A 21631-nucleotide genomic window follows, 5' to 3' on the forward strand; every position below is an offset into this window, starting at 1 on the left:
TTTAGGAAAAGCTATCCGACAATCACTTTATAAAATTCCATGAACTGCTCGGGGGAAAGTTCCTCGGCACGGACAGTGGTAGGATAATCCAGGAGTTCGATGGCTTCCTGGATTTTCTTCTTGTCGTAGGCGCGACCGAAGGAATTGGCCAAGGTCTTACGCTTCTGGGTAAAGGCGGCACGAACGAAATCGAAGAATCCCTCGGGAGCCTGCAATGCGTCTGCGCGGGGGGTGAGCAGCATGGTGGCGCTGTCTACGTTGGGCTTCGGTGTAAAATGCTCGGGACCGATCTTGCGTAAAATCTGGGTGTTGGCGAAAGCGGATACCAGAACAGAAAGGCTGCCGTAATTGCTGCTGCAGGGCGAAGCGCAAATGCGTTCGGCAACTTCCAGCTGCACCATTCCCATAAAGCCCTTGGTCAGATGCAGTCGGGGCATGAGCCCTGCGATAATTGCCGTAGAAACATTGTAGGGCAGGTTGCCGGTGACCCAGGGCTTTTCGTGTGCATCCAGAAAGGCCTGCAAGTCGAATTTCAAGAAGTCGATGTTGGTGATATGGAAGTTTTCGCGGTCGCCGAACTTTTCGTTCAACACGGCCACGCACTGTTCGTCGATTTCGACGGCTGTCAGTTCCACGCCGCGGTTCAGCAGGTGTTCTGTCAGGGCGCCATGGCCGGGGCCGATCTCGAGAACGGCTTCGCCCTTTTCGGCAGGCAGGTCACCTGCGATGGCGATGGCGGTGGGAACATCCAGAAAGTTCTGGCCAAATTTACGACGACGAGCTCTATCCATGTCTATAAAGATAGAAATTCCTTCAGGTCGGCCATTCTTTCGCGGCCGTCTTTCAGACCCAATTCATAAAGGGCTACAAGTTTTGAAGTGTCCTTTTCGACGCGGCTGATTTTCAAGTCTGTTTCGGGGCGGAAAACGAAAGCCTTTCCATTGGCTTCCCATTGGGCCAGAGTTTCGAGGCTCTTGTTGTAACGGATATGTCGATCGCCAACGGCCTTTACGAAGTTAGGATACTTGCGGTAGACGATCTTGTATACGGGAAGAAAACTGTTCGCCTCTTTTTGGTAACCCTTGTGTCGTGTGGTGATGACAACCTGCTTTTTATAGCCGGTGCGGTCCATGAATTCAAAGGGGATGCTGTCGGCGATATTTCCGTCAAACATTTTCTTGCCCTGGTAATGAACCAGGCTGCTCATGAGCGGCAGCGAAGAGGAAGAACGGATGGCATCCATATCCTGGCGCAAGTCGTGAACCTGGAAGTATTCGGCGCCACCAGTTTCCACGTTGCTTGCGGCCACATAGAATTTTGATTCGGCGGCATTCTTCTTGAAGGTGTCAAAGTCGAAAGGATCGATGACTTCGGGTACTGTATGGTAGCAGAATTCCAGGTCAAAGTAGTTGCCGGTACGAATCCAGTTTCCGAAGCTCATGTAGCGCTTGTCCTTGGAATGGACTGTATCCAGTCGGAAGTTTCTATCCCGCTGTTCCGAAAGGTAATTGCAAAGGTGGGTTGCCCCTGCCGAGGTTCCGGCGTAGCCGCCAAACTTTAAACCTTCATCTAGCAACGCGTCAAGAACGCCGGCGGAGTAAGCTCCACGCATACCGCCACCTTCCAGTACCAAGGCGGTGTCTTTCAAGAATACTTTAAACATTCCTTTTTCTGAATCCTGGATCGGTTCCATAAAAGATTAGAAGTTCACGAATGCGCCAATGGACATGGCAATTTCATCATGATCCGAGAAGCTGCCGAAGGGGTTCTGCAGGAACTGTTTGGTAAATGCCATTTCGAGGGCGGCAAATTCATACTGGAGACGCATGCCGAGAATGGCTGTGGTTTCTCCGGATTCCATTTCCAGTGCCTTTACAGAAACGTTGTTGATGTAGGAATCACGATAGTCTGCTACGTCCCAGCAATAGCTGACGCTGCCGAATGCCATGACGTACTGGCCCAGGGCCACTTCTGCCAGGACGTTGGGTGTCAAGGTCAAACCATATTCGTTATGTCTGCTGACAACGCCATCGATTCGGTCGTACGCAATCAGGGGAACGGCTGTGTTCAGACCAAGGAATACGCGGGCTTTCTGGTTCTGCAGAATGGGGGCGCCCACATTAAATTCGGGAATGACTTCTACACGGGTCGTGGTGTCGGTAACGGTCGACTTGTAGGTCGCCTTATAGGTTTCGCCGTTTTCTGTGAATATGGATTCGGTTTTGCTGCTAGTGCTGGCTTTGTACCTAAGGAAGTTCAGGTTAACGGACCAGGACAAGGCATTGCTTGTGGTATGAGCTACGGTTAGCTTTCCTCCCAGGGCCCATTCGTCCTTTTCGTGTTCTTCGCCAAATTCGCTGATGAAATAGGAACCGTTGGGGTTGGCGTAGGTCACTCCTAATGCAAGGTCGATGTTGGCCAGATTTGCAGATGCTGTTCCACCGAACTGAGTGCCGGGATTGGTAATCTTGTATGTCGTGCTGGAGGAATCGATGTCGTTATCGATGTAGCTCCAGGATTTCCCTGTTGCGGCCTCTAGGCTGAAACCGAAGTTTTGCCCGGCGTAGCCCAAGGTAACAAGGCCCAGTTCGCTGTAGTTGGCGGCATTGGTCTTGTTGTTGTCAAAGGCCAGGAAGAATGTGCTGCCTTCTCCGAAACTTACAACACCGTATCCGTCTACAGGTTCGATGTAGACGAACTTGCGGTTGTGCATTTTGTGGGGCATCGAAATTTCACCGGCGACGTTGGCGGCTGCGGCTTCATTGCCGACGGCGTTGTAGGCCCTGCCGTGGAAAATATCCAGAACGTGTTTTTCGGCAGTTGCCTGGACTGGTTGCTCGGCGATACTTTCTGCTTCCTGTTGTGTCAGGGGCATGGCAGGTGTCGTATCCCAGATACTTTCTGCAGTTTGGTCTAACTCTGGATTTTCGGCTGCAGGGATTTCTTCGACGGGCTGAAGTGCTGTCTGGGTTGCTGCCGAATCGGTAGGTATAAAGGAAATGCCTGCCGGCTCCACATAGCTGGGCTCTTCCATGGGCATAGGCTCGGGTTTGGGCATAGGCTGGAGAAGTTCCGCACTTTCGCTAACAGGAACGGGGGCGTTGGGATCCACATATTCAGGGGCAGGTTCCGCAACGGCATTATTCTCCATTTCGGAACTTTCAATGGGTGCAAATGTATTTGACGTATCGCTGGAGACGATGGGGGCAGGAATTTCGGAGTCCTGCGGTGCCGCGGGCTGGATAGATTCTCCGTCCATCGATTGCAAGATGGTTTCTGCTGAATTATCCTGAGGGGGTTGCTGCGTTAAAACGGGTGCATTTTGAGCCCAGATTGTTGCTGATGACAAGCTGATTGCGGTTAGAAAAATTTTCTTACTGATGTTCATGAAGATAAACTTAATCATTTTTTCTATTTTTGGTTAAAAGGTATTTTTAGGAAGTATAATTTCCATTGAGGTTTTTATGTCTGTTGCAATGCAAGATGTAATGAAACAGTCCGGTGTGGCCTTTGGTACCAGTGGTGCTCGCGGCCTGGTTTCTGCAATGACCGACCGTGTGTGCTATGTTTATGCACGCTCCTTTATCAAGTACTGCGAAGCTAGCTACAAGTGCGAAAAGAATATCGCTATTGCTGGAGACCTTCGCCCAAGTACTGGTCGCATTTTGCAGGCTCTGGTGAAGGCCGGCCAGGATGCTGGCTGGAAGGTGACTTATTGCGGTCGCATTCCTTCTCCTGCCATTGCACTTTATGGTCTTGATAAGAGCTTGCCCACCATCATGGTGACAGGATCCCACATTCCTGCCGACCGTAACGGTATCAAGTTTAACCACCCCAACGGCGAAATTACAAAGGCCGACGAACAGGGCATTGTTTCTCAGTCTGTTGATTTTGACGAAGCTTTGTTCGATGCTGCCGGCATGTTGAAGAATGCTCCGGAACTTCCCGCTGTTGAAACCGAAGCCGAAGAAAATTACTGCAAGCGTTATCCCGAATTCTTTGGTGAAAAGGCTTTGCAGGGCTTGACCATCGGCGTCTATCAGCATTCCGCTGTTGGCCGCGACATTGTGGTCCGCGTTCTCGAAAGCCTGGGCGCCTGCGTAAAGCCCTTCGGCCGCAGTGACGTTTTTGTTCCGGTGGATACCGAAGCGATCCGCCCCGAAGATGAAGAACTGGCCCGCGAATTTACCCACAAGGATTATGTGGACGCCGTGTTCAGTACCGATGGTGATAGCGACCGCCCGCTTCTGGCTGATGATGTGGGCATGTGGCTCCGCGGTGACGTACTGGGTATTTTGGCATCCCAGGCTCTGGGCATCAAGCGCATCGCTACTCCCGTCAGCTGCAACACCTCCCTCGAAAAGTCCGAAAGCTTCGAAAAGATTTGCCGTACCCGCATCGGTTCCCCCTATGTCATTGCCGGCATGGAAAGCCTTATGGAAGGTGACGCCGCAGCAAGTGCTGCCGCCGGCGTGTCCGTCGCCGGTTACGAAGCCAACGGCGGTTTCCTGCTGCAGACCGATCTGAAGCGCACCGCTTATGATGGCGTTACCCGCACTCTGAAGGCTCTGCCCACTCGCGATGCATTGCTCCCCATGATTGCTGTCATGGTCATGGTTCGCGAACAGAAGATGTGCGTGGTAGATCTTCTCCGCAAGCTTCCCAAGCGCTTTACTGTCAGCGACCGCCTCAAGGAATTCCCCACCGAAATTTCCAAGGCCAAGCTTGCAGAAATCCGCGAACAGAAGCTGGGTGAAAAGTTGTTCGGCAAGTTCGCCGCCAAGCCCAGCAAGTTCAACAAGGGCGCACCCTTCCACGGAAAGATGGTCTCCCTTAACGAAGTGGACGGCTACCGTATGGAATTTGATTCCGGTGACATCGTTCACCTGCGTCCCAGTGGCAACGCCCCGGAATTCCGCTGCTACGTGGAAACCGAAGGCAAGGAACGTTCCGCTGAACTTCTGGCTGACTGCCTCAAGGTCATGGAAGGCTGGCGTAAATAACATAAAGGTTAAAGGGTAAAGATAAAAGGATAAAGGTTTAAGTTGACCTTTATTCTTTTGATCGTTTGGCGGTTCTGTCCTGCGGCCCTCCTCATTTTTTTGTATCTTAAATCTCATGATGAAGAAACTTCTTGCTACGCTTACCCTATCTACAGTTGTCACCGCCTTTGCCGGCGAACATTGGAATGTGGATTTGGGCGGTGTTTCTATGAAGTATCTTTCGATGCAGGTGTCTGCCCGCAGTGCGGCTATGTCTGGTGCCGGTGTTGCCGACGCTTCCCGTGCGGCCGAAGTGAGCCGCAATCCCCTGGCTATGAGCTCTGTAGAAAATGCGGAGTTCGGCGTGAACCAGCTGGTGTTTGACGATAATTCCGCCGACAACTTTGTATCGGCTTATTATGGTCTGCCTTTTAGTTTTGGTACGATGCCCTTGACCTACTCCATGACGGTGGATTTTCTGGGTTACGAGGATATCGAAGGGCGTGATGAGTTTGGCAACGAAACCTCTAGCTATGGAGCCTACGCCTGGAGCATTCAGGCAGGTCTCGGTAGCCGCGGTAAGGTTTTCAACTGGGCTGCGTCCGCCCGCTTTGCGACCCAGACCATTGACGATGAATCCGCTGTGGCCTTCCTTGGAGATATTGGCGGATCCTACCGCGTGAATAAGTATCTGGCTTTTGCAGCGACCTTGACCAACTTTGGCTACATGGGCGATTATGACGGCGAAGATGAGGCTGCTCCTATGGCGTTGCAGGCTGGCATTACCGGTATTTTGCCCATTACCGAAAACTGGAATATCCATGCTTCTGCCGATGCATACCGTCGTGCGGATACGGACCCTTATTGGCTTTTTGGCGGCGAAATTAATTACGCCGACATTCTGGGTTTTCGTATGGGTTATGCCATCCGTCCCGATACCGAAGATGGTATCAGTTGCGGTCTGGGCCTGAATTTCGGGATGATCGTGTTTGATTACGGCTACAGCCCCCGCCCGGCATTTGAAGGCGGCCAGCATTACATTACCGTGGGTCTAAAGTTCTAGGCCTCCGTTTTTCTTGATTTGATAGGCCAGGCAGCCGCGGCTGATTCCTAGGTTCTTGGCGGCAACGGATTTGTTCCATCCGGTGTTTTGCAGTTCCGTGAAGATGGTGCCCCAATTGGGGGCTGTGGCGTATGGCCTTGTGCTTGCAATGGGAACTGGAGTTGTGAAACTCTTCCCGGAATCTTGCAGGGATCCCTGGTTGTCGTATTCATCGGTGATGATTTCGTATAAGGTTATTCCGTGGGGTTTCAGCAGGGCGTAGCGTTGCAGTACGTTTTTCAGCTGACGGACGTTCCCGGGCCAACGCTTTTGAGAAATAATCCGTAGTTCCTGTTCGTTCAGGGAGCAGAGCAGTTCATCTTCGGCATTTGAATTATGGGTGTGATAGGCGTTCTCGATGGGGTATATTTCTTTTAGGGCGTCAGCCCATAAGGTTTGCGATAACTCCCTGATGTCATCCCTTTCTCTAAGGGCTGGAATTTTTACTGGGAAAACGTTCAGCCTAAAATAAAGGTCTTCACGGAAACGCCCGGCGGCCACTTCAGTTTTCAGGTCGCGGTTGGTGGCGCAGATTAGCCTGAAGTTTACCGGTATGCTCTGGGTTTGCCCCAGGGGCAGAACGGATCTTTCTTGCAGGACTCTTAACAGTTTGCATTGTGTGTCCAGCGGCATCTCCCCAATTTCATCTAGGAACAGGGTTCCCCCTTCGGCGGCGCGGACGACGCCCTGTTGGTCGGTGGCTCCGGTGAAGGCTCCCTTTCGAGCTCCTTCAAGAATGCTTTCGGCCAGATTCCTGGCGATGGCGCCACAGTTCAGGGCCACAAAGGGGCCTGATTTTCGGTGGCTGTTGTCGTGTATGTAACGGGCGGCAACTTCCTTTCCGGCTCCGGATTCACCTTGCAGGAGTACGGACATGTTGGATTTTGCGGCGATGAGCATCAAATTTTTGTACTTCATAATTGATATACACGTGTTTTTCCCTTTTACGCACCCCTCTTTATTACTATTTTTACGCCCGCGCTGATTTTTTTACAAAAGTCGCAGAAAATACGGCTGATTTTGTAGAGGCGCATCACATAAAGACAAACAGATAGGGCTGGCCAGGTGGGTAGTCTTGAGCGGCATCCCGGGTGGGGTGTGAATCGTGATTGAGCGGTTCTGTTCGAAGGCGAGAGGTCTGGTGGTCCAAAGGATAAAAATGTCTAGAATCGTATGTAAGTTCGGCGGCAGCTCTGTTGCCGACGCTGGTCAGTTCAAGAAAATCAAGAACATCGTTTCCTCCGATGCAAAGCGCAAAGTGGTTGTGGTTTCTGCCCCGGGCAAGCGCAATCCCAAGGAAACCAAGCTGACCGACCTTCTCTACAGCACCTATGATCTGGCTTCCAAGCACCTGGATTTCTCTCAGCCCTGGAACTTGATCCGTAACCGCTATCTGGAAATTTGTGCAGACCTGGGTATCGAACCCAAGGTTGCCGAAGACCTGGACATCCTGGAAAAGCAGCTCCGCGACGACGTTGAATCCATCACCACCGATTACCTGGTGAGCCGCGGTGAATACCTGAGCGCCCGCGTCATGTCCGTCTATCTGGGCGCTGAATTCGTGGATACTTTCCCCATCATCACTTTCGATGAAAAGTACCGCATTCTTCCCTCCAGCTACGAAACCATCGCCAAGGCCCTTTCCGACGAAAACAAGCTCTATGTGCTTCCGGGCTTCTACGGTTCCAACACCCGCGGCGAGCTGAAGACCTTCAGCCGTGGCGGTTCCGACATTACCGGCGCAATTCTCGCCAACGCAATCGACGCCGAAACCTACGAAAACTGGACCGACGTTTCCGGCATGCTGATGGCTGACCCCCGCATCGTGGAAAATCCGCTGCCCATCGAATACGTGTCCTACCGCGAAATCCGCGAACTGGCCTACTCCGGCGCAAGCGTCCTTCACGATGAATCCATCGCTCCTTGCCGCGCCAAGAAGATTCCTATCAATATCCGCAACACCAACCGCCCGGAAGACGCCGGCACCATCATCGGCCCCACTCCGGAATCCACCAAGCTTCCCATTACCGGCGTTGCAGGCCGTAAGGGCTTCTCCATGATCTACATCGAAAAGTCCATGATGAACAAGGAAGTTGGTTTCGGTCGCCGCGTGCTTGCCGTTCTGGAAAGCGAAGGCCTTTCCTACGAACTGTGCCCCAGCGCTATCGACTCCATGAGCATCGTTGTGGATACCAAGAAGCTGGAAGCTGTTGAACATGTCGTCATGGAAGACATCACTCAGCAGATGCATCCGGACCGCATCAAGATCTTCAAGGGCATCAGCCTTATCGCTACCGTTGGCCATGGCATGACCAACAAGATCGGTGTCGCTGCAAAGCTCTTCACCGCCCTTGCAGAAAACAGCGTCAACGTCCGAATCATCGACCAGGGTTCTTCCCAGATCAACATCATCACCGGTGTGGATGAAGACGACATGAACAAGGCCATCAAGGCCATCTACGACGCATTCACAAAGTAACTCTTAGTAGCGTGAAAAACAGCCCGCAGTTCAACGCTGCGGGCTTTTTTGTACCTAGGTGTGGTCGCTGCGGCGCATGGGGAGGGGCTGGATGGGAAAATTTGGTCGCTGGATGGGGCTGAAACACGAAATTAGGTTACTAAACGGGTAAAAAACATCTTTTTAGTAACCTGTTTTACAAATAAATTAATTACAAAACTATGTTTTAGTTAGAAATCAGGTTACTAACTAACCGAAAATCCCTGTTTTAGTAACCTTTGGGATATGGGTAATTAAGAAGACGTTCCTTTTTTGAGACTTTTGTTTGCGTACAAAATAATAATCGGGTTACTAGATGCCTTTATATTACCCATTTAGTAACCCATTTTGACAAAAAGTCCTTTTGCATGGCAACAAAATTGGCCGAACCACCAATTATTTGTATATTTGAGGCATAGTTCATAGATCGCCATCCTGCATAAAACCGGAATTTGCCGGCGGACCGCAGAGGCGGTCTTTTTTTTATGCCCTAAAAAAGGAGTGCAGATGCAATTTAAAGAATTGATATCGCCGGATAAGCTGGTGTCTGTTGTTCAGGCAAAAGCGGAAGAGCTACTTGCTGCAATTACCACAATTGATAAGCGTTTGAGGAAATCAATAGAGGGGCGTCTCCGTATGGCCCGTCGCAAAAAATTAGTACATTACTTTCATGTAAAAAGTTCTGCCGATATTGTTGGCGATTATATTCCTCAATCAGATGTGGCGACCATCAAAGCTTTGGCGCAGAAGGATTATGATAAATGCGCTCTCAAGGAACTGCAGCGGGAACTTTTCATAGTGGACAAGTTTCTTAAGGAATATCAGCCGGAGCGTCTCAATGCGGTTTACAGCAATCTTGCTCCAGAACGTCAGCATTTTGTACAGCCAGTGCATCTCCCCGACGAGGAATATGCGGAGCAGTGGCTTGCGGTAAAGTACAGCGGGAAGGGGATGGCTGCTGACGCGCCCCTGCTGGAAACCTCCCGCGGGGAGCGGGTCCGCTCCAAGTCGGAGGTCATCATCGCGGATACCCTCGACCGCCTGAAAATTCCTTACCGCTATGAATTTCCGCACCAGCTGAAAGTCCGCAGAAACAGCTGCGGGCGAGGTGTCGCTGCGGCAATAGACCCTGCTGGCGCCGCATTACGCAACCCGCAGGTCAATCCGCCCGACGACATCCGCATGCAGAGCCGTCAACCCGAAAACTTCTGCAGGCAAGGTGACGGATCTCGCAATCTGCAAGGCAGTCCATCCGAAAACTTCTGCAGGCAAGACAACTCGCGTAAACACGATAGCTCTCGCCGCACTGTAGCGTTCCATCCGGATTTCACCTGCCTCAATCTCCGCACCCGCCGTGAATTCATCTGGGAGCATTTCGGGCGAATGGACGATTCCGAATACATCGCAGAAACTCTGGGAAAATTCGAGACCTACATCGCCAACGGAATCTTCCCCGGCGAAACCCTCATCTTCACCATGGAAAATCAGGAACGCCCGCTGAACCCCGCCACCGTGGAGGCGCTGGCGAGGAAATATTTGCTGTAATGTTTTTGGATCAAACTATGTTGAAAGTAGTCAGCATGTTTTTTTGTAGAAATTATGAAGCGACGATGGAATTTTAGATAAATTTTCTATAATTACCTTGTACAAGTGAAAGGAAATCCTATGAAGAACTTTATTGCAAAGATTGGTGCTGTTCTGCTGGCTCTTGGAACGGTTATGGCCTTGAGTGGCTGCGGCGAAGATTCTGGAACGAATCCTTATGCCGATGCAAAAATGGTTGACTCTCGCGATGGCAAGACCTACAAGACCGTGAAAATCGGTGACAAGGTCTGGATGGCGGAAAACCTGAACTATCAGACCGGCGAAAGCAAGTGTTACGACAACAAACCCGAAAACTGCGACAAGTATGGCCGCCTTTATGTTTGGAGTGAAGCCGTTACCGCTTGCCCCGAGGGCTGGCACCTGCCTAATAAGCAGGAACTTGAAGATTTGAAAATAACGGCCGGTCAAAAGGCTGGTGATATTGACACGGCAGGAACCGTGTTGAAGTCTAGTACTGGCTGGAATTGGAATGAATATGACGGCAAGAGTGGAAACGGTACCGACGGCCTCGGCTTTGGGGTGTTGCCCGCTGGCTACTACTACAGCGACCGCGACTCCTTCTACTTCGAGGGCGACTACGCGCTCTTCTGGTCTTCTTCGGAGTACAATAGTAACGATGCGTACAGCCTGTATTTGTACTACTACGACGAGCGCGCCTACGTGTACAACTACGGTAAGGATCTCGGCTACTCGGTTCGTTGTGTCAAAAATCCCTAACCTTACTTAATCCTATCCCCGCAATATTCTTTTCTGCCGCAGTTCTTGCAGTGGGCGCCCATCCATAGGGTGTCAAATTGGTTGATGGCGGCTTCGACGATTTGCGGGTCGTTGGTGAGAATGCCTGCCTCGAAGTTACGCTTTAATGCGCTTTTCATGCCGATGCCGGCACCTGTCAAGTTGGCACTTCCGATGTAGGCCACTTCCAGATCAAAAATCACCATCTTGAAATGGACGCGGGGGCAAAGCACGCGTTCCAGGTCCGTCGCCAAAATTGGGAATCGGTCGAAGTCCTCGCGAAAATTTGGGCCCGGTTCCTTGGCGTGAATAAGACGCACTCCAACTCCGCGCTTCAAGAGTCCTGCAATCTGCCCCAGCAAAGGAATGGCCTCGCCGTTCTGCTTTACGTACAAGTCCTTGATGTCGGCGGTACCGATCCACAGGGTGTCACGAACTTTTGCGATGCGTTCGATGACTTCGCTGTAATGCTCTTCGTTGGCGATGTACTTGGTGAAAATTTCTGCCATCTTTTCTTTCTCAAAACAGGTAGCTTTTACTATATTGACGTAACACAAAAAATAATTAATAGATCGCTATCCTGCCAGAAACCGGATTTTGCCGGCGGACCGCAGGGGCGGTCTTTTTTGTTTTTAAAACGTTCGCGGATTGCTGAATCGTTCGCGGCTAAAATGGTTGCAGTGGCTGAAACAGAAAAGGTGGTAAAATGAATCGCAAGAAAATGAAAGAAGCTTTGCTCCCTCATCCGGTGCGCTTTGAAAAATTGGAAATGGTCGGCGGCAATTACATTGGAGACCCCACGCTCTTGACTTTGCCCTGGAAACGCGTCGGGGTATTCGCCTCGCGTTCTACGGATCCGGCCATGGGGATACTTCGGGAACAGTGGGCCATGTCCAAGGGGCGCAAGCGCTGTTGCATCATCGGTACATTTCATTCTCCGGGGGAATGTGAGATTCTTTACCATGTGCTGAAATTTGGCGGGTCGGCGGTGTGGCTTATGGGGTGTGCGCTCCCTGCGGAACTGCCCAACTTTTGCAAGGGTGCCATTCGAAAAGGCCGCCTGCTGATGGTCTCCTGTTTTAATCGCGAACATCATTCCTATGCCACGGCCCGCTATTGTGCCCAGCTTGCCGACAGGTATTCAAGCAGTCTTGCCATCTGGTCTATGAAAGAGGGTGGCCTTGTGCAGTCCATTTACAACCGGGCGAAAAATAATGGCAAGAGGGTGGAGGTGTTCTAAAACCCTTGATTTTGACCCGCAGGGTTGGCGGGTTTTTCTATTTATTTGGTTGTCAGATTTATTAACGCAAACTGGAAAAAATGAAACGGATGAAATTTCTTGGGGCCCTTGTGGCGTGCTGTTTTTACGGAGTGCTTTTTTGCGCCATTACTTCTTGCGGCCAGTCCATTACCGATGATCGTGACGGGCAGAGCTACGGCGTGGTGCAAATCGGTTCTCAACTCTGGATGGCTGAGAACTTGAACTTCGCTGGCGACGCGGCTGGCGATGCCTTCGACAAAACTATTGCAGCAGAAAGTTTCTGCCCCGAGGGCGACAATCGCAACTGCAAAAAGTACGGTCGCCTCTACACATGGAATGCGGCGCAGAACGCATGCCCCGCAGGTTGGCGCCTGCCCACCGCCGATGAATTTAACGCCATGTTTCTGGCTGTTGCCGCAACGGATACTCGTGGCGCCGCCATGGCTCAGGCAACCAACATTACAACTGTCGGTAAACTGCTGAAATCCACCAGCGGCTGGTTCAAGAATGGCAATGGTACAGACGCTGTAGGTTTCGCCGCTCTTCCCGCAGGCTACATGGCAGCGGCAGAATCCTCCGATAATCAATCCGATAGCAATCAACCCGCAGTGGGCAAGTTTGACGGCATCGGTGGCTACGCCTATTTCTGGAGCTCCACCCTGGATGCGGTTGAACCCGCCTTCGCCCATTATCTCTTTTTGGATTTCAGCAGCCCTGCCGCCGAAATGAAATCCTTCGACAAGAATTCGGCCCGCTCCGTCCGCTGCGTCAATAACTGATTCTCCTGGCGGATTATTTCGGTGGGCACGTCATTTCGTTGTCGTTTTTTTATTTTTGATAAAAAGGGGCTTGATGTCATAAAGGTCCCGCAAACTGTTTAACAGGAATTTGGAAAATGGAATTCACTCTTGAAGAAATGCGTGGCCAGCTGGCCAAATTAGAAACGAGAATTTCTGCCGCTTGCGAAAAGGCTGGACGTTCCCGTGAATCCGTGCTTCTGGTTTGGGTGAGCAAGTTCCATCCGGCCGAAGCTGTAGAAAACGCAATTGCCCTGGGCGCAAAGGTCTTTGGCGAAAACCGCGTGCAGGAAGCCGAAACCAAGTTCAGCGAACGCCGCATCGCTCTCGATGGTTCGACCGTGCAGTGCCACGTCATCGGTCCTGTTCAGAGCAACAAGTTGAAGAAAGCCGCCATCGTTGCCGACTGCATTCACTCCATCGCAAACATGGAAGCCGTTGAAAAGTTGGAGAAGGTTTGTGCTGGTCTCGCCGATGCCGCTCACCCCGAAGGCAAAACTCTGGAAATTCTCTTCCAGGTGAATGCCGGCGAAGAAGAAACCAAGAGCGGTCTGGACGTTGCCAATGCGGATGCTTTCCTGGCCGAACTTGAAAAAGTCGCGGGCGCCTGTGGCCCTGACGGCAAGAGCGAAAAATTCCCTCACCTGAGATTCCGCGGTCTCATGACCATCGGCAAGAACACGGGTGTAGCCGAAGATTCCCGCGAGTGCTTTGCTTTCCTCCGCAATCTCCAGCAGAAGTACCTGGCTCGCGGCGGCGTATTCGCTGCATTCGATCAGCTGTCTATGGGCATGACCGGCGACCTGGAAGTCGCCATTGAAGAAGGCTCCACCATGATCCGCGTAGGCACAGCCCTCTTCGGCGAACGCGACTACAGCAAGCCCGTTAACGATCCTGTGTAATTAGAAATGTATTTTGTGTTAATTGCGATAGTTGTTTTTGGCGTCCTGTTGTTGCTTGTCTCTCCAAAACAAGAAAAACGAGAGCGGGTTAAACGACGTGATTTCGTTCAACGACAAAAATTCCAAAAAACGAAAATACGATACAATCCACCACATAAAGATTTTTCGCAGACAAAACCTTTTGATGAGAAGGCGTTTTGGAAATCCCAAAATGTCAAATATCGAAATGAGAAAGAGGCTTTTATCGATCCAAAGAATGCAGAAAAAATTGATGCCAGTCTTGCAGATGACAAACATGGAAAAATGTTTATGTTTCGACTCATTCGGGATTCACTGAAATTGATACTGTTCTTCTGCATGAGACTGGAATCTATGTTTTTGAAACGAAAAATATTTCTGGAGCCATTTCTGGTAGCATAGAACAGAAGCAGTGGAGTCAGATTGTCAATAGTCGTGCTTCCCATTCCTTCTATAATCCTGTGTTGCAGAATATGGGACATATGCGGGCTCTTTTGCATAAATTGCATGTAAGGCTTGAGAAAACACCGATTTATTCTTTTATTGTCTTTAGTGGTCGCTGTACATTACGTCTTGCCCCTGTAAGTGGAACTTTTGGACGGGGTGATGATTGCTGGCGTTTGCTGCATTTGAGTGAGTTGAAAGGTGTTCTTAAGGAGTCTATGATGAAACGGCCTTCTATTTATCATTCAAAGCAACTTGAAACTTGGTGGAAAGAGCTGCAATCTTGTGTAAATGTTGATGAATCTGTAAAAAAATCGCATGCAGAGTCTATTCAAAGGCTGCATCATCACAATTAATGAACTATAAAAAGTTAGCGGATTTTATTCCCGCTTTTTTTCATATTCAAACTTTTTTATATACATTTGTAAAAAAGCTATCAAGGAGAATTTTATGGCAATCGCACTCGCCGCCGTTGGCGTTATCGTTGTTCTGGTCATCATCGTGGCTGGCATTTACAACGGCCTGGTCAAACTTCGCAACAACCGCGAAAACGCATTTGCAAATATCGACGTCCAGCTGAAGCAGCGTTACGATCTGGTGCCCCAGCTGGTATCTTCCGTCAAGGGTTATGCCTCCCACGAAAAGGAAACTCTGGAAAAGGTCATCGCCGCCCGTAATTCCGCCATGAGCGCCTCCACCGTCGACGAAAAGGTTGCCGCCGACAAGGCCATGTCCGGTGCCCTCGCCGGCCTCAAGGTCACATTGGAAGCTTACCCGGAACTGAAGGCCAACACTAACTTCCTGCAGCTCCAGAACGAACTTTCCGACATCGAGAACAAGCTGGCCGCAGCCCGTCGCTTCTTCAATTCCGCTACCAAGGAATTCAACAACGCCTGCGAAGTTTTCCCCAACAATATTTTCGCTGGCATGTTCGGCTTCCGCCGCGCCGCCATGTACGAAGCTACCGAAAGTCGCGATACCCTGAACAAGGCTCCCGAAGTCAAATTCTAGCGACACGCTTTGAGTTTTGAGCTACGAGAAAGTTTTACTACTCATTGCTCACAGCTCACAGCTCGCTACTCATGGCTCTATGAAATACGTTGGAATGCAAACCCAGATCTGGCGGAACAACAGGAACACCGTCATCCTGTTGTTTATGTACCCTATTATCATTTTTGCCATGTTCTGGGCCTTTGTCTTTGTGATGGACTATTTCGGGGTGTTCTGCAGTTTTACGCCTGACGCCCTCATCAGCGGATCGCCCATAACCACCATTGGCGATGTCTGCCGCGAAAATCCCATGTCCTATGGCACCCGCTGGCCTGTGGTGTGGTTCTGCTTCTTAAAGGCTCTGCCTGCGGTGGCGATCGTTGTCACCACCTGGTTTGCCCTGGCCTACAGCAGTAACGTTTCCATCATCCGCCGCATTACCCGCGCCCGCCCCCTGGAACGCAAGGAAAACGTCCGCGTCTACAACATTGTCGAAAACCTCTGCATTGCGGGCGGTATCGAAATGCCGCAAATCAACATTGTGGAAGACCCCGGCCTGAACGCGTTCGCCAGCGGCATCGACGTAAAGACATTCACCATCACCCTGACCACCGGCATCGTTGAAAAGCTGAACGACGAGGAATTATCCGCCGTAGTGGCCCACGAACTGACCCACATCAAAAACCGTGACACCCGACTGATGGTGGTGTGCATTGTCTTTGTGGGCATGGTTTCGCTGATGCAGACCGTCTTTATCGAAATCCTCAAGGGCATGGTCCGCGGCTCCAGGCGTTCCCGTGGCCGAAGGAAGGGCGATGGCGGAGCCATAATCATCATCTTCTTTGCGCTGGTAGGCGTGGTCATTACCTCGATCGCCTATTTCTTCAGCTTCATCAACCGCCTGGCCATTTCCCGCAAGCGCGAATACGTGGCCGACGCCGGTGCGGCGGAACTCTGCGGCGACCCACTGGCCTTGGCAAGCGCCCTCCGCAAAATCTCCGAGACCCCGGGCCTTGTGAACGTCCAGCGAAACGACGTGGCCCAGCTCTACATCATCCATCCCGAAGAAGAGGAAGACAACGGCGTTTTCCGAAGCATCGCCAAGAAGGTGGATTCCATTTTCTGGACCCATCCCGACACCCCCGAACGAATCCAGATCCTGGAACAGTTCTGATTATGGGTGGACATAGGGCAGGTCCCGCTAACTATAAAAAATGCCACGGTTAAAACCGCGGCATTTTGAATATAAAGGGTTCGTTATTTTTCGCCGGCAGGAACGTCTTTTTCGCCGCTGGCAGGTTCGTCGGGCTTTCCGTTCTTCTGCTTCTTGATGGCCTTCAGCTGTTCCAGGCGTTCCGCAAAAAGTTTTTCCTTTCCGATCTGCTTGGGCTTGTAAAGTTCCAGACCTTCCAGCTGCTTTGGCAGATGTTCCTGGGCCGAGTAGCCGCCGGGGGAGTCGTGGTCGTATTCATAACCGTTGCCATATCCCAGCTGTTTTCCCACGCGGGTCACGGAATTTCGGAATGCCCGCGGAACAGGTAACGTTCCCGTCTGGCGAATTACGTCATCCGCCGCAAAGCCCGCCACTTCGAGACTGTTGCTCTTGGGTGCCAGCGCCAGGTAGACTGCCAGTTCGTCCAATGCGATAAGGCCTTCGGGATTTCCCAGAAAGTCAAACGCTTCCCGCGCACTGGTTGCCAACAGCAAGGCGTTAGGATCTGCAAGGCCCACGTCTTCCATGCTCATGCGGATCATTCTGCGCAACAGGTACCGCGGATCCTCGCCACCCTGCAGCATTCGGTGCAGCCAGTAGATGGCCGCATCCGGGTCGCTTCCGCGAATGGACTTGTGCAGTGCAGAAATCAGGTTGTAATGTTCCTCGCCGCTCTTGTCGTAACGCAAGGGCTTCTTGTACTGGAATTCCTCCAGCAACTTTTCGTCGATCACCTTGCGGTCGCCCAGGTTTCCGCCAATCCATTCCAGCTGATTCAGCAGGAATCGGGCGTCCCCTTCGGACTGGGCGATCAACTTGTCGACCACCGCCTCGTCCACTTCCACATTTTTCAGCTGGAGTCCTCGAGGATGGTCGCGAAGGGCGCTAAAAATCAGGGTGCGCAAGTCTTCCTTGCTCAGGGGCGCAAAAAGAATCAGCTGGCAGCGGCTAAGCAAGGCTCCGTTCACTTCAAATCCCGGATTTTCCGTGGTGGCGCCTATGAGCGTCACGGTGCCGTCTTCCACGGCGCCCAGCAATGCGTCCTGCTGGCCCTTGTTAAAGCGGTGAATTTCGTCGATGAACAGGATCGTGTCGCTGAACATGGCCTTCAACTTCTTGGCTTCTGTCAGCACATCCTTTACTTCCTTCACGCCGCTAGAAACTGCGGAAAGGGCGATAAAGCGCTTGCGGGTCTGTTGCTGGATCACGTGGGCGAGGCTAGTCTTGCCGCAACCCGGCGGCCCCCAGAAAATCATGCTGGGAACCTTGTCATTTTCGAGACTCTTGCGCAGCAAACTCTGCTCGCCAAGAATCTTGTTCTGGCCCAGGAATTCATCCAGGTTCTGCGGGCGTAAACGTTCGGCTAAGGGCTGGTCCATCTAAAATGTTTCCTGCGGAATAATCCAGGATGTTTATTCAAAAAGTTTGACGAAGGATTCCGGCATATCCCTAGTAGGGCGCCCGTCTTTCAGAAGGCAGTGGACCGTAAAGCCGGTGGTACACAGCTTATTGTTCACGAACAGCTTGTAGTCCAGTCTAAAACGCAGCTTGTCCACCTGGACCGCAGAGGTCTCGATCTCTACGAATTCACCGTAGTGGGTGGCACTCTTGTACTGCACGCCCAGTTCCAGCACGGGGCAGGCGAAACCCTGCTTTTCCATTTCGGCATAGTCGGCGCCGCGGTCCCTAAAGAACTGGGTGCGGGCCTGCTCGAACCATACCGCATAAACGGAATGGTGTACGATACCCATCTGGTCGGTTTCGGCGTAACGGACTTCGATCCGTGTGCGTTCCTGGCTGCTTTCCATAAAAACCTCTAATTTACTGCACAAAATGTAACTACATTGCCGGGCTCTGTCAAGCCGGAACACACGGCCAGGCCAAAATTGCGTAGTCGCTGTTTAAAGTCGCTATTTCCGCTGCGATTTTTGACCGAGCGAAGTCAAGCCAGGTTGTATTTCTGAATGTTGACTGTTTAGCTGCAACTAGAAGGCTGCGGTGCTAAAGCCGAATACAGACTAAAAATGACGATTGCATAGTAAGTATGTTCGCTAAAATTGTTTTTGACCATCTAGCATGATTCTAAAAGGTCATTTTGAGACTCCTTAAACAGGCGCATTTGAGCCTTGCATTCGGTCTTTAAATGTTTTGCCGCTTTCCTAAAAGACAAAAAGGTAAAACCGCCGCTGATGGGAATTCCTAAAAAGGGAATCGCATGGCACGCAATAGATGCAAGTTTACCCTTAGCCAAAGCCTGTAAGGTAACTCGAATTTTCTGATTCGTCCATCAAGTCAGGGAAACCGTAAATGTAGGCGATCTTTTGTGAAAGCATCAAAACTTGTGCAAAATACTGACTCATATCTGTCGCAGCCAAGCCCAATGCTAAATAAGGATTTGACGGTGCTCCAGACGCGGCGGACAATGCAGTCACTGCGAGAGTATGATTTTTTATGGCCGCATCAGCAATTGTATCCAGAATTTTTTCATTAACCAGATCATACGGTTTCAGTTCACAAATGGGCCAGGAATTTTTAGTGCTAATTCAAATGACTTTTCAAATAAAGTCAGTCCCATGGAGGTTGATTTTTTTCTTCTACAGATTCTAATTCTGATGAATTGGATGCTTCATTCAAATCTTCATTGTCTTGGTCTTTCATTTCACAAACTCGTATTTACAGTTTAGCTCGCCTTATCTATTAATTTGACAATTTTAATATACTGAACGTTAATGTATGCAAAATCACCTTTTTTTGGTTCATTTGAGCCAATAAAAGTCCTTGTAGACGAAAAAAAATTTTTTGTATTCTAACATATTGACTTTTGGAATACAAGATGTTATATTGTATTCCATGAATTCAATTATAGAATACAAAAACTATCGCATATATATCCAGGCGTATTATGAAAAACGTAAGGCGCTGGGTTTTACTTGGCGTGATTTCGCAGCCCAGTCGGGGTTCAGTTCGCCTGTTTTTTTAAAGTATGTGAGCGAAGGGAAAAAGAACTTAAGCCCCGTTGCGGTGGAACGCGTGGCTAACGCCATGTCGTTGACTGGGTTTGAACTGGTTTACTTCAGGGCCATGGTCCGCTATGATCAGGCTAAGAATGATTCTGAAAAACAGTCCGCCTTTGCTGACATGGAGGCCGTGGCTGATGCGAACAAGACGCGAATCATGGGCATTGATGAATTCACGTATTTCAATTCCTGGAAATACCCCGTCATTCGTGAATTGGCTGTCGCTATGCCTGGCGCCAGTTTGCAGGATATTGCGGATGCCTGCTGCAGGCCGATTTCTTTGACGGAAGTATCGGACGCGTTGGAATTTTTGACGAATGCTAGACTTTTGAAAAAAGACAAAAATGGAAGATACAGGCTTGCTGAAAAGATCCTTTCTTCGGGTTCTGCCGACTTTGTTCCTCTGGCCGTTCGGAACATGCACAAACAGATGGGCACCTTTGCCTTGGAATCCATTGAGAATGTCCCTCAGGACGAACGCAAGTTTACGGGACTTACCATGGGAGTTTCGGAAGAAGATTACGGGCGAATTGTTGCTGAACTTGCGGAGTGCAGGCGTCGCATCATGTCTATCGTTTCTTCAGGTAAGAACGTGGATCGGGTTTACCGCTTGAATATGCAGCTGTTTCCCATGTCGCAAAAGTTGAAAAAGAATAATGAAGATTTCACTGAAAAAGGTTAGGAGGATCCTATGAAAAAAATAACCAAGTTGTCGTTGGTCGCTTTTGCTGCCATGAACGTGTTTACCGCATGCTCTTCTGATAAATCCGCTGGTGTAACGGAGGAAGCTGATGGTAGATTTGATTCCTTGAATGCGAACACTCTTTTGGCGTGGAGCGCTTCTGCAAAACAATACCGAGTGGCGGTTTCTGGCGCGGAGCAGTCGGGTTCCGCGGGGGTCTGGCGTTATTTTGAAGAAGCTGGCGAGGGCGGTATCGCTGAAATTTCGTGGCCCGTATCTCTTGGTTCCACGGAAGAAACGCTGCTAAATCCGGTTATCGATCATTGCCAGGGAATCTGTGGCAAATTCCGCTTGAAAACGGACTCCTCAGGGGAAAAACCGCGCGTTGGGATTGGGTTTAGTATAGAAGGCCTGAATTTTTCTTCGCAAGATGAAGTGCAAACGAAGCTCTGTGTAGAGTATTCATCCTCGGCGGCGTTGAAGATTGTTATTGATTTCGGTGATGACGATGAGTTCGCTCTCAAGCTTCGCGCGTCTGAAGAAATGCGGGAAAGGTGTTCTGTTTATAGCCGTATGAATGGTAGCGTGGCAGAGTCGATCTACTTTGTGTTTGAAAGCGATAAGGATTCGGAGGGCTCCTTCAACATTAGCAAGATTAATTGGGTGAAGGAGGTCCTTCAGTAAAGATCGATTTCGCTTTTGCGGTGGTACTCAATTAAAATCGAAATGGTTAGGAGGGGGTGGTCCTATTGAAAAATAGGGCCACTTCTTTTTTTTATGCCGGAGTGAAGGTGTCGTCTAACTCCTTTATTGACAGGGAAATAGCGTATTCACAGTTTATTAACAATCTTTTCGCTACTTTTTTTGAAATTTTCATGAAAAAATTAATTTTTTTTAGAAAAATGCGCGTTTTTCGTTGACAAGTGTCAATATTCTTGTTAAATTTGGCTCACTCTAACATCCCTAGTACGGATGAAAGAATGCCAAAGTAGCTCAGCTGGTAGAGCAGCTGATTTGTAATCAGCCGGTCGTAGGTTCGATTCCTATCTTTGGCTCGACATATGGGTCGTTGCCCGAGTGGTTAAAGGGGACGGACTGTAAATCCGTTGGCTTACGCCTACCGTGGTTCGAAACCACGACGGCCCACTATGAAAAAGATAGCCGCATGGAGCATGGATTGTTCCATGCGGCTTGTATGCCCAGGTAGCTCAGTGGTAGAGCACTTCCTTGGTAAGGAAGAGGTCTCGGGTCCGACTCCCGATCTGGGCTCTCACTAAATGGAGATAGAATCATGGCAAAAGAACATTTTGACAGAAGTAAGCCGCACTGCAACATCGGCACCATCGGCCACGTTGACCACGGTAAGACCACTCTGACCGCTGCTAT

The 21631-nt window shown here is 50.4% G+C and carries 22 protein-coding genes, 3 tRNA genes and 1 pseudogene; 19 read left to right on the forward strand and 7 right to left on the reverse strand.

The genetic code is table 11. The annotated features are described in order from the left end of the window. Window positions 1-11: 11 nt before the first annotated feature. From rsmA to BUB73_RS15555, 3 genes are read right to left on the reverse strand one after another with little or no spacing between them, the layout of a single operon-like run. Window positions 12-791: a 16S rRNA (adenine(1518)-N(6)/adenine(1519)-N(6))-dimethyltransferase RsmA gene (gene rsmA, locus BUB73_RS15545; RefSeq protein WP_073161224.1), complete on the reverse strand. Its 780-nt coding sequence runs from the start codon at window positions 789-791 to the stop codon at window positions 12-14. 2 nt (window positions 792-793) lie between these two features. Continuing rightward, window positions 794-1663 (reverse strand): patatin-like phospholipase family protein, encoded by an 870-nt coding sequence (locus BUB73_RS15550; RefSeq protein ID WP_073287241.1) that lies wholly within the window; start codon window positions 1661-1663, stop codon window positions 794-796. A gap of 36 nt (window positions 1664-1699) precedes the next feature. Further along, window positions 1700-3406 (reverse strand): hypothetical protein, encoded by a 1707-nt coding sequence (locus tag BUB73_RS15555; protein WP_139259243.1) that lies wholly within the window; start codon window positions 3404-3406, stop codon window positions 1700-1702. Between the two features lie 58 nt (window positions 3407-3464). Between BUB73_RS15555 and BUB73_RS15560 the strand changes: the two genes are divergently transcribed. Continuing rightward, complete coding sequence (locus BUB73_RS15560; RefSeq protein ID WP_073161221.1) at window positions 3465-5003, forward strand: phosphomannomutase; 1539 nt, start codon at window positions 3465-3467, stop codon at window positions 5001-5003. Between the two features lie 115 nt (window positions 5004-5118). After that, on the forward strand, window positions 5119-6045 hold the full coding sequence (locus BUB73_RS15565; RefSeq protein ID WP_073287247.1) for a PorV/PorQ family protein: 927 nt from the start codon (window positions 5119-5121) through the stop codon (window positions 6043-6045). Here the strand turns inward: BUB73_RS15565 and BUB73_RS15570 are convergent. Next, window positions 6034-7002 carry a sigma 54-interacting transcriptional regulator gene (locus BUB73_RS15570; protein ID WP_249269393.1) on the reverse strand — a complete coding sequence of 323 codons (969 nt, stop codon included), beginning with the start codon at window positions 7000-7002 and terminating at the stop codon, window positions 6034-6036. The two genes, BUB73_RS15565 and BUB73_RS15570, sit on opposite strands and share 12 nt — an antisense overlap. A 241-nt stretch (window positions 7003-7243) precedes the next feature. On the opposite strand from BUB73_RS15570, the gene BUB73_RS15575 reads away from it, so the two are divergent. From BUB73_RS15575 to BUB73_RS15585, 3 genes are all read left to right on the forward strand, one after another. Continuing rightward, the gene (locus BUB73_RS15575; RefSeq protein ID WP_073287250.1) at window positions 7244-8563 is read left to right on the forward strand and encodes an aspartate kinase; all 1320 of its coding nucleotides are present in this window, start codon (window positions 7244-7246) and stop codon (window positions 8561-8563) included. Between the two features lie 525 nt (window positions 8564-9088). Continuing rightward, window positions 9089-10126, forward strand: coding sequence for a hypothetical protein (locus tag BUB73_RS15580; RefSeq protein WP_073287253.1), 1038 nt, complete (start codon window positions 9089-9091; stop codon window positions 10124-10126). 120 nt (window positions 10127-10246) lie between these two features. Next, entirely contained in the window at window positions 10247-10903 is a 657-nt protein-coding gene (locus BUB73_RS15585) for a fibrobacter succinogenes major paralogous domain-containing protein (RefSeq protein ID WP_083539823.1), read from the forward strand. A gap of 2 nt (window positions 10904-10905) precedes the next feature. On the opposite strand, the gene BUB73_RS15590 is transcribed toward BUB73_RS15585, so the two are convergent. Next, a complete protein-coding gene (locus BUB73_RS15590) occupies window positions 10906-11430 on the reverse strand; it encodes a phospholipase D-like domain-containing protein (protein ID WP_073161216.1) in 525 nt (174 codons plus the stop codon). A gap of 197 nt (window positions 11431-11627) precedes the next feature. On the opposite strand from BUB73_RS15590, the gene BUB73_RS15595 reads away from it, so the two are divergent. The 8 genes and pseudogenes from BUB73_RS15595 (at window position 11628) to BUB73_RS15625 (ending at window position 16507) form a co-directional block, all read left to right on the forward strand. After that, window positions 11628-12161 carry a hypothetical protein gene (locus BUB73_RS15595; RefSeq protein WP_073161215.1) on the forward strand — a complete coding sequence of 178 codons (534 nt, stop codon included), beginning with the start codon at window positions 11628-11630 and terminating at the stop codon, window positions 12159-12161. An 89-nt stretch (window positions 12162-12250) separates the two neighbouring features. After that, window positions 12251-12961 carry a fibrobacter succinogenes major paralogous domain-containing protein gene (locus BUB73_RS15600; protein ID WP_073161214.1) on the forward strand — a complete coding sequence of 237 codons (711 nt, stop codon included), beginning with the start codon at window positions 12251-12253 and terminating at the stop codon, window positions 12959-12961. Between the two features lie 116 nt (window positions 12962-13077). Then, entirely contained in the window at window positions 13078-13881 is an 804-nt protein-coding gene (locus BUB73_RS15605) for a YggS family pyridoxal phosphate-dependent enzyme (protein WP_073287256.1), read from the forward strand. A gap of 6 nt (window positions 13882-13887) precedes the next feature. Next, the gene (locus tag BUB73_RS15610; protein ID WP_073161212.1) at window positions 13888-14301 is read left to right on the forward strand and encodes a hypothetical protein; all 414 of its coding nucleotides are present in this window, start codon (window positions 13888-13890) and stop codon (window positions 14299-14301) included. Then, a pseudogene (locus tag BUB73_RS18070) lies at window positions 14235-14393 on the forward strand (nuclease-related domain-containing protein); the annotation flags it as partial. The gene BUB73_RS15610 and the pseudogene BUB73_RS18070, both read left to right, overlap by 67 nt. After that, window positions 14394-14699 (forward strand): hypothetical protein, encoded by a 306-nt coding sequence (locus BUB73_RS17790; RefSeq protein ID WP_254795038.1) that lies wholly within the window; start codon window positions 14394-14396, stop codon window positions 14697-14699. 94 nt (window positions 14700-14793) lie between these two features. Continuing rightward, entirely contained in the window at window positions 14794-15354 is a 561-nt protein-coding gene (locus tag BUB73_RS15620; protein WP_073237788.1) for a LemA family protein, read from the forward strand. Window positions 15355-15433: 79 nt separating this feature from the next. Then, complete coding sequence (locus tag BUB73_RS15625) at window positions 15434-16507, forward strand: M48 family metallopeptidase (RefSeq protein ID WP_073161209.1); 1074 nt, start codon at window positions 15434-15436, stop codon at window positions 16505-16507. 83 nt (window positions 16508-16590) lie between these two features. Here BUB73_RS15625 and BUB73_RS15630 read toward each other — a convergent pair whose 3' ends face one another. Next, the gene (locus BUB73_RS15630) at window positions 16591-17925 is read right to left on the reverse strand and encodes a replication-associated recombination protein A (protein WP_073161208.1); all 1335 of its coding nucleotides are present in this window, start codon (window positions 17923-17925) and stop codon (window positions 16591-16593) included. Window positions 17926-17958: 33 nt separating this feature from the next. Next, window positions 17959-18354 (reverse strand): acyl-CoA thioesterase, encoded by a 396-nt coding sequence (locus BUB73_RS15635; RefSeq protein WP_073161207.1) that lies wholly within the window; start codon window positions 18352-18354, stop codon window positions 17959-17961. A 1042-nt stretch (window positions 18355-19396) separates the two neighbouring features. Between BUB73_RS15635 and BUB73_RS15640 the strand changes: the two genes are divergently transcribed. The 6 genes from BUB73_RS15640 to BUB73_RS15665 all read left to right on the forward strand — a co-directional run. Further along, on the forward strand, window positions 19397-20245 hold the full coding sequence (locus BUB73_RS15640; protein WP_073287262.1) for a TIGR02147 family protein: 849 nt from the start codon (window positions 19397-19399) through the stop codon (window positions 20243-20245). 9 nt (window positions 20246-20254) lie between these two features. Next, the gene (locus BUB73_RS15645) at window positions 20255-20929 is read left to right on the forward strand and encodes a hypothetical protein (protein WP_073287265.1); all 675 of its coding nucleotides are present in this window, start codon (window positions 20255-20257) and stop codon (window positions 20927-20929) included. A gap of 298 nt (window positions 20930-21227) precedes the next feature. Further along, window positions 21228-21300 (forward strand) — tRNA-Thr (locus tag BUB73_RS15650). 8 nt (window positions 21301-21308) lie between these two features. Further along, window positions 21309-21391, forward strand: a tRNA-Tyr gene (locus tag BUB73_RS15655). A gap of 51 nt (window positions 21392-21442) precedes the next feature. Continuing rightward, window positions 21443-21514, forward strand: a tRNA-Thr gene (locus tag BUB73_RS15660). 22 nt (window positions 21515-21536) lie between these two features. Beyond that, window positions 21537-21631: GTP-binding protein (locus tag BUB73_RS15665; RefSeq protein ID WP_139258098.1), on the forward strand; the 95-nt coding region annotated here is incomplete at its 3' end.

Origin of the sequence: Fibrobacter sp. UWH6, assembly GCF_900142465.1 — a bacterium.
Taxonomy (GTDB): domain Bacteria; phylum Fibrobacterota; class Fibrobacteria; order Fibrobacterales; family Fibrobacteraceae; genus Fibrobacter.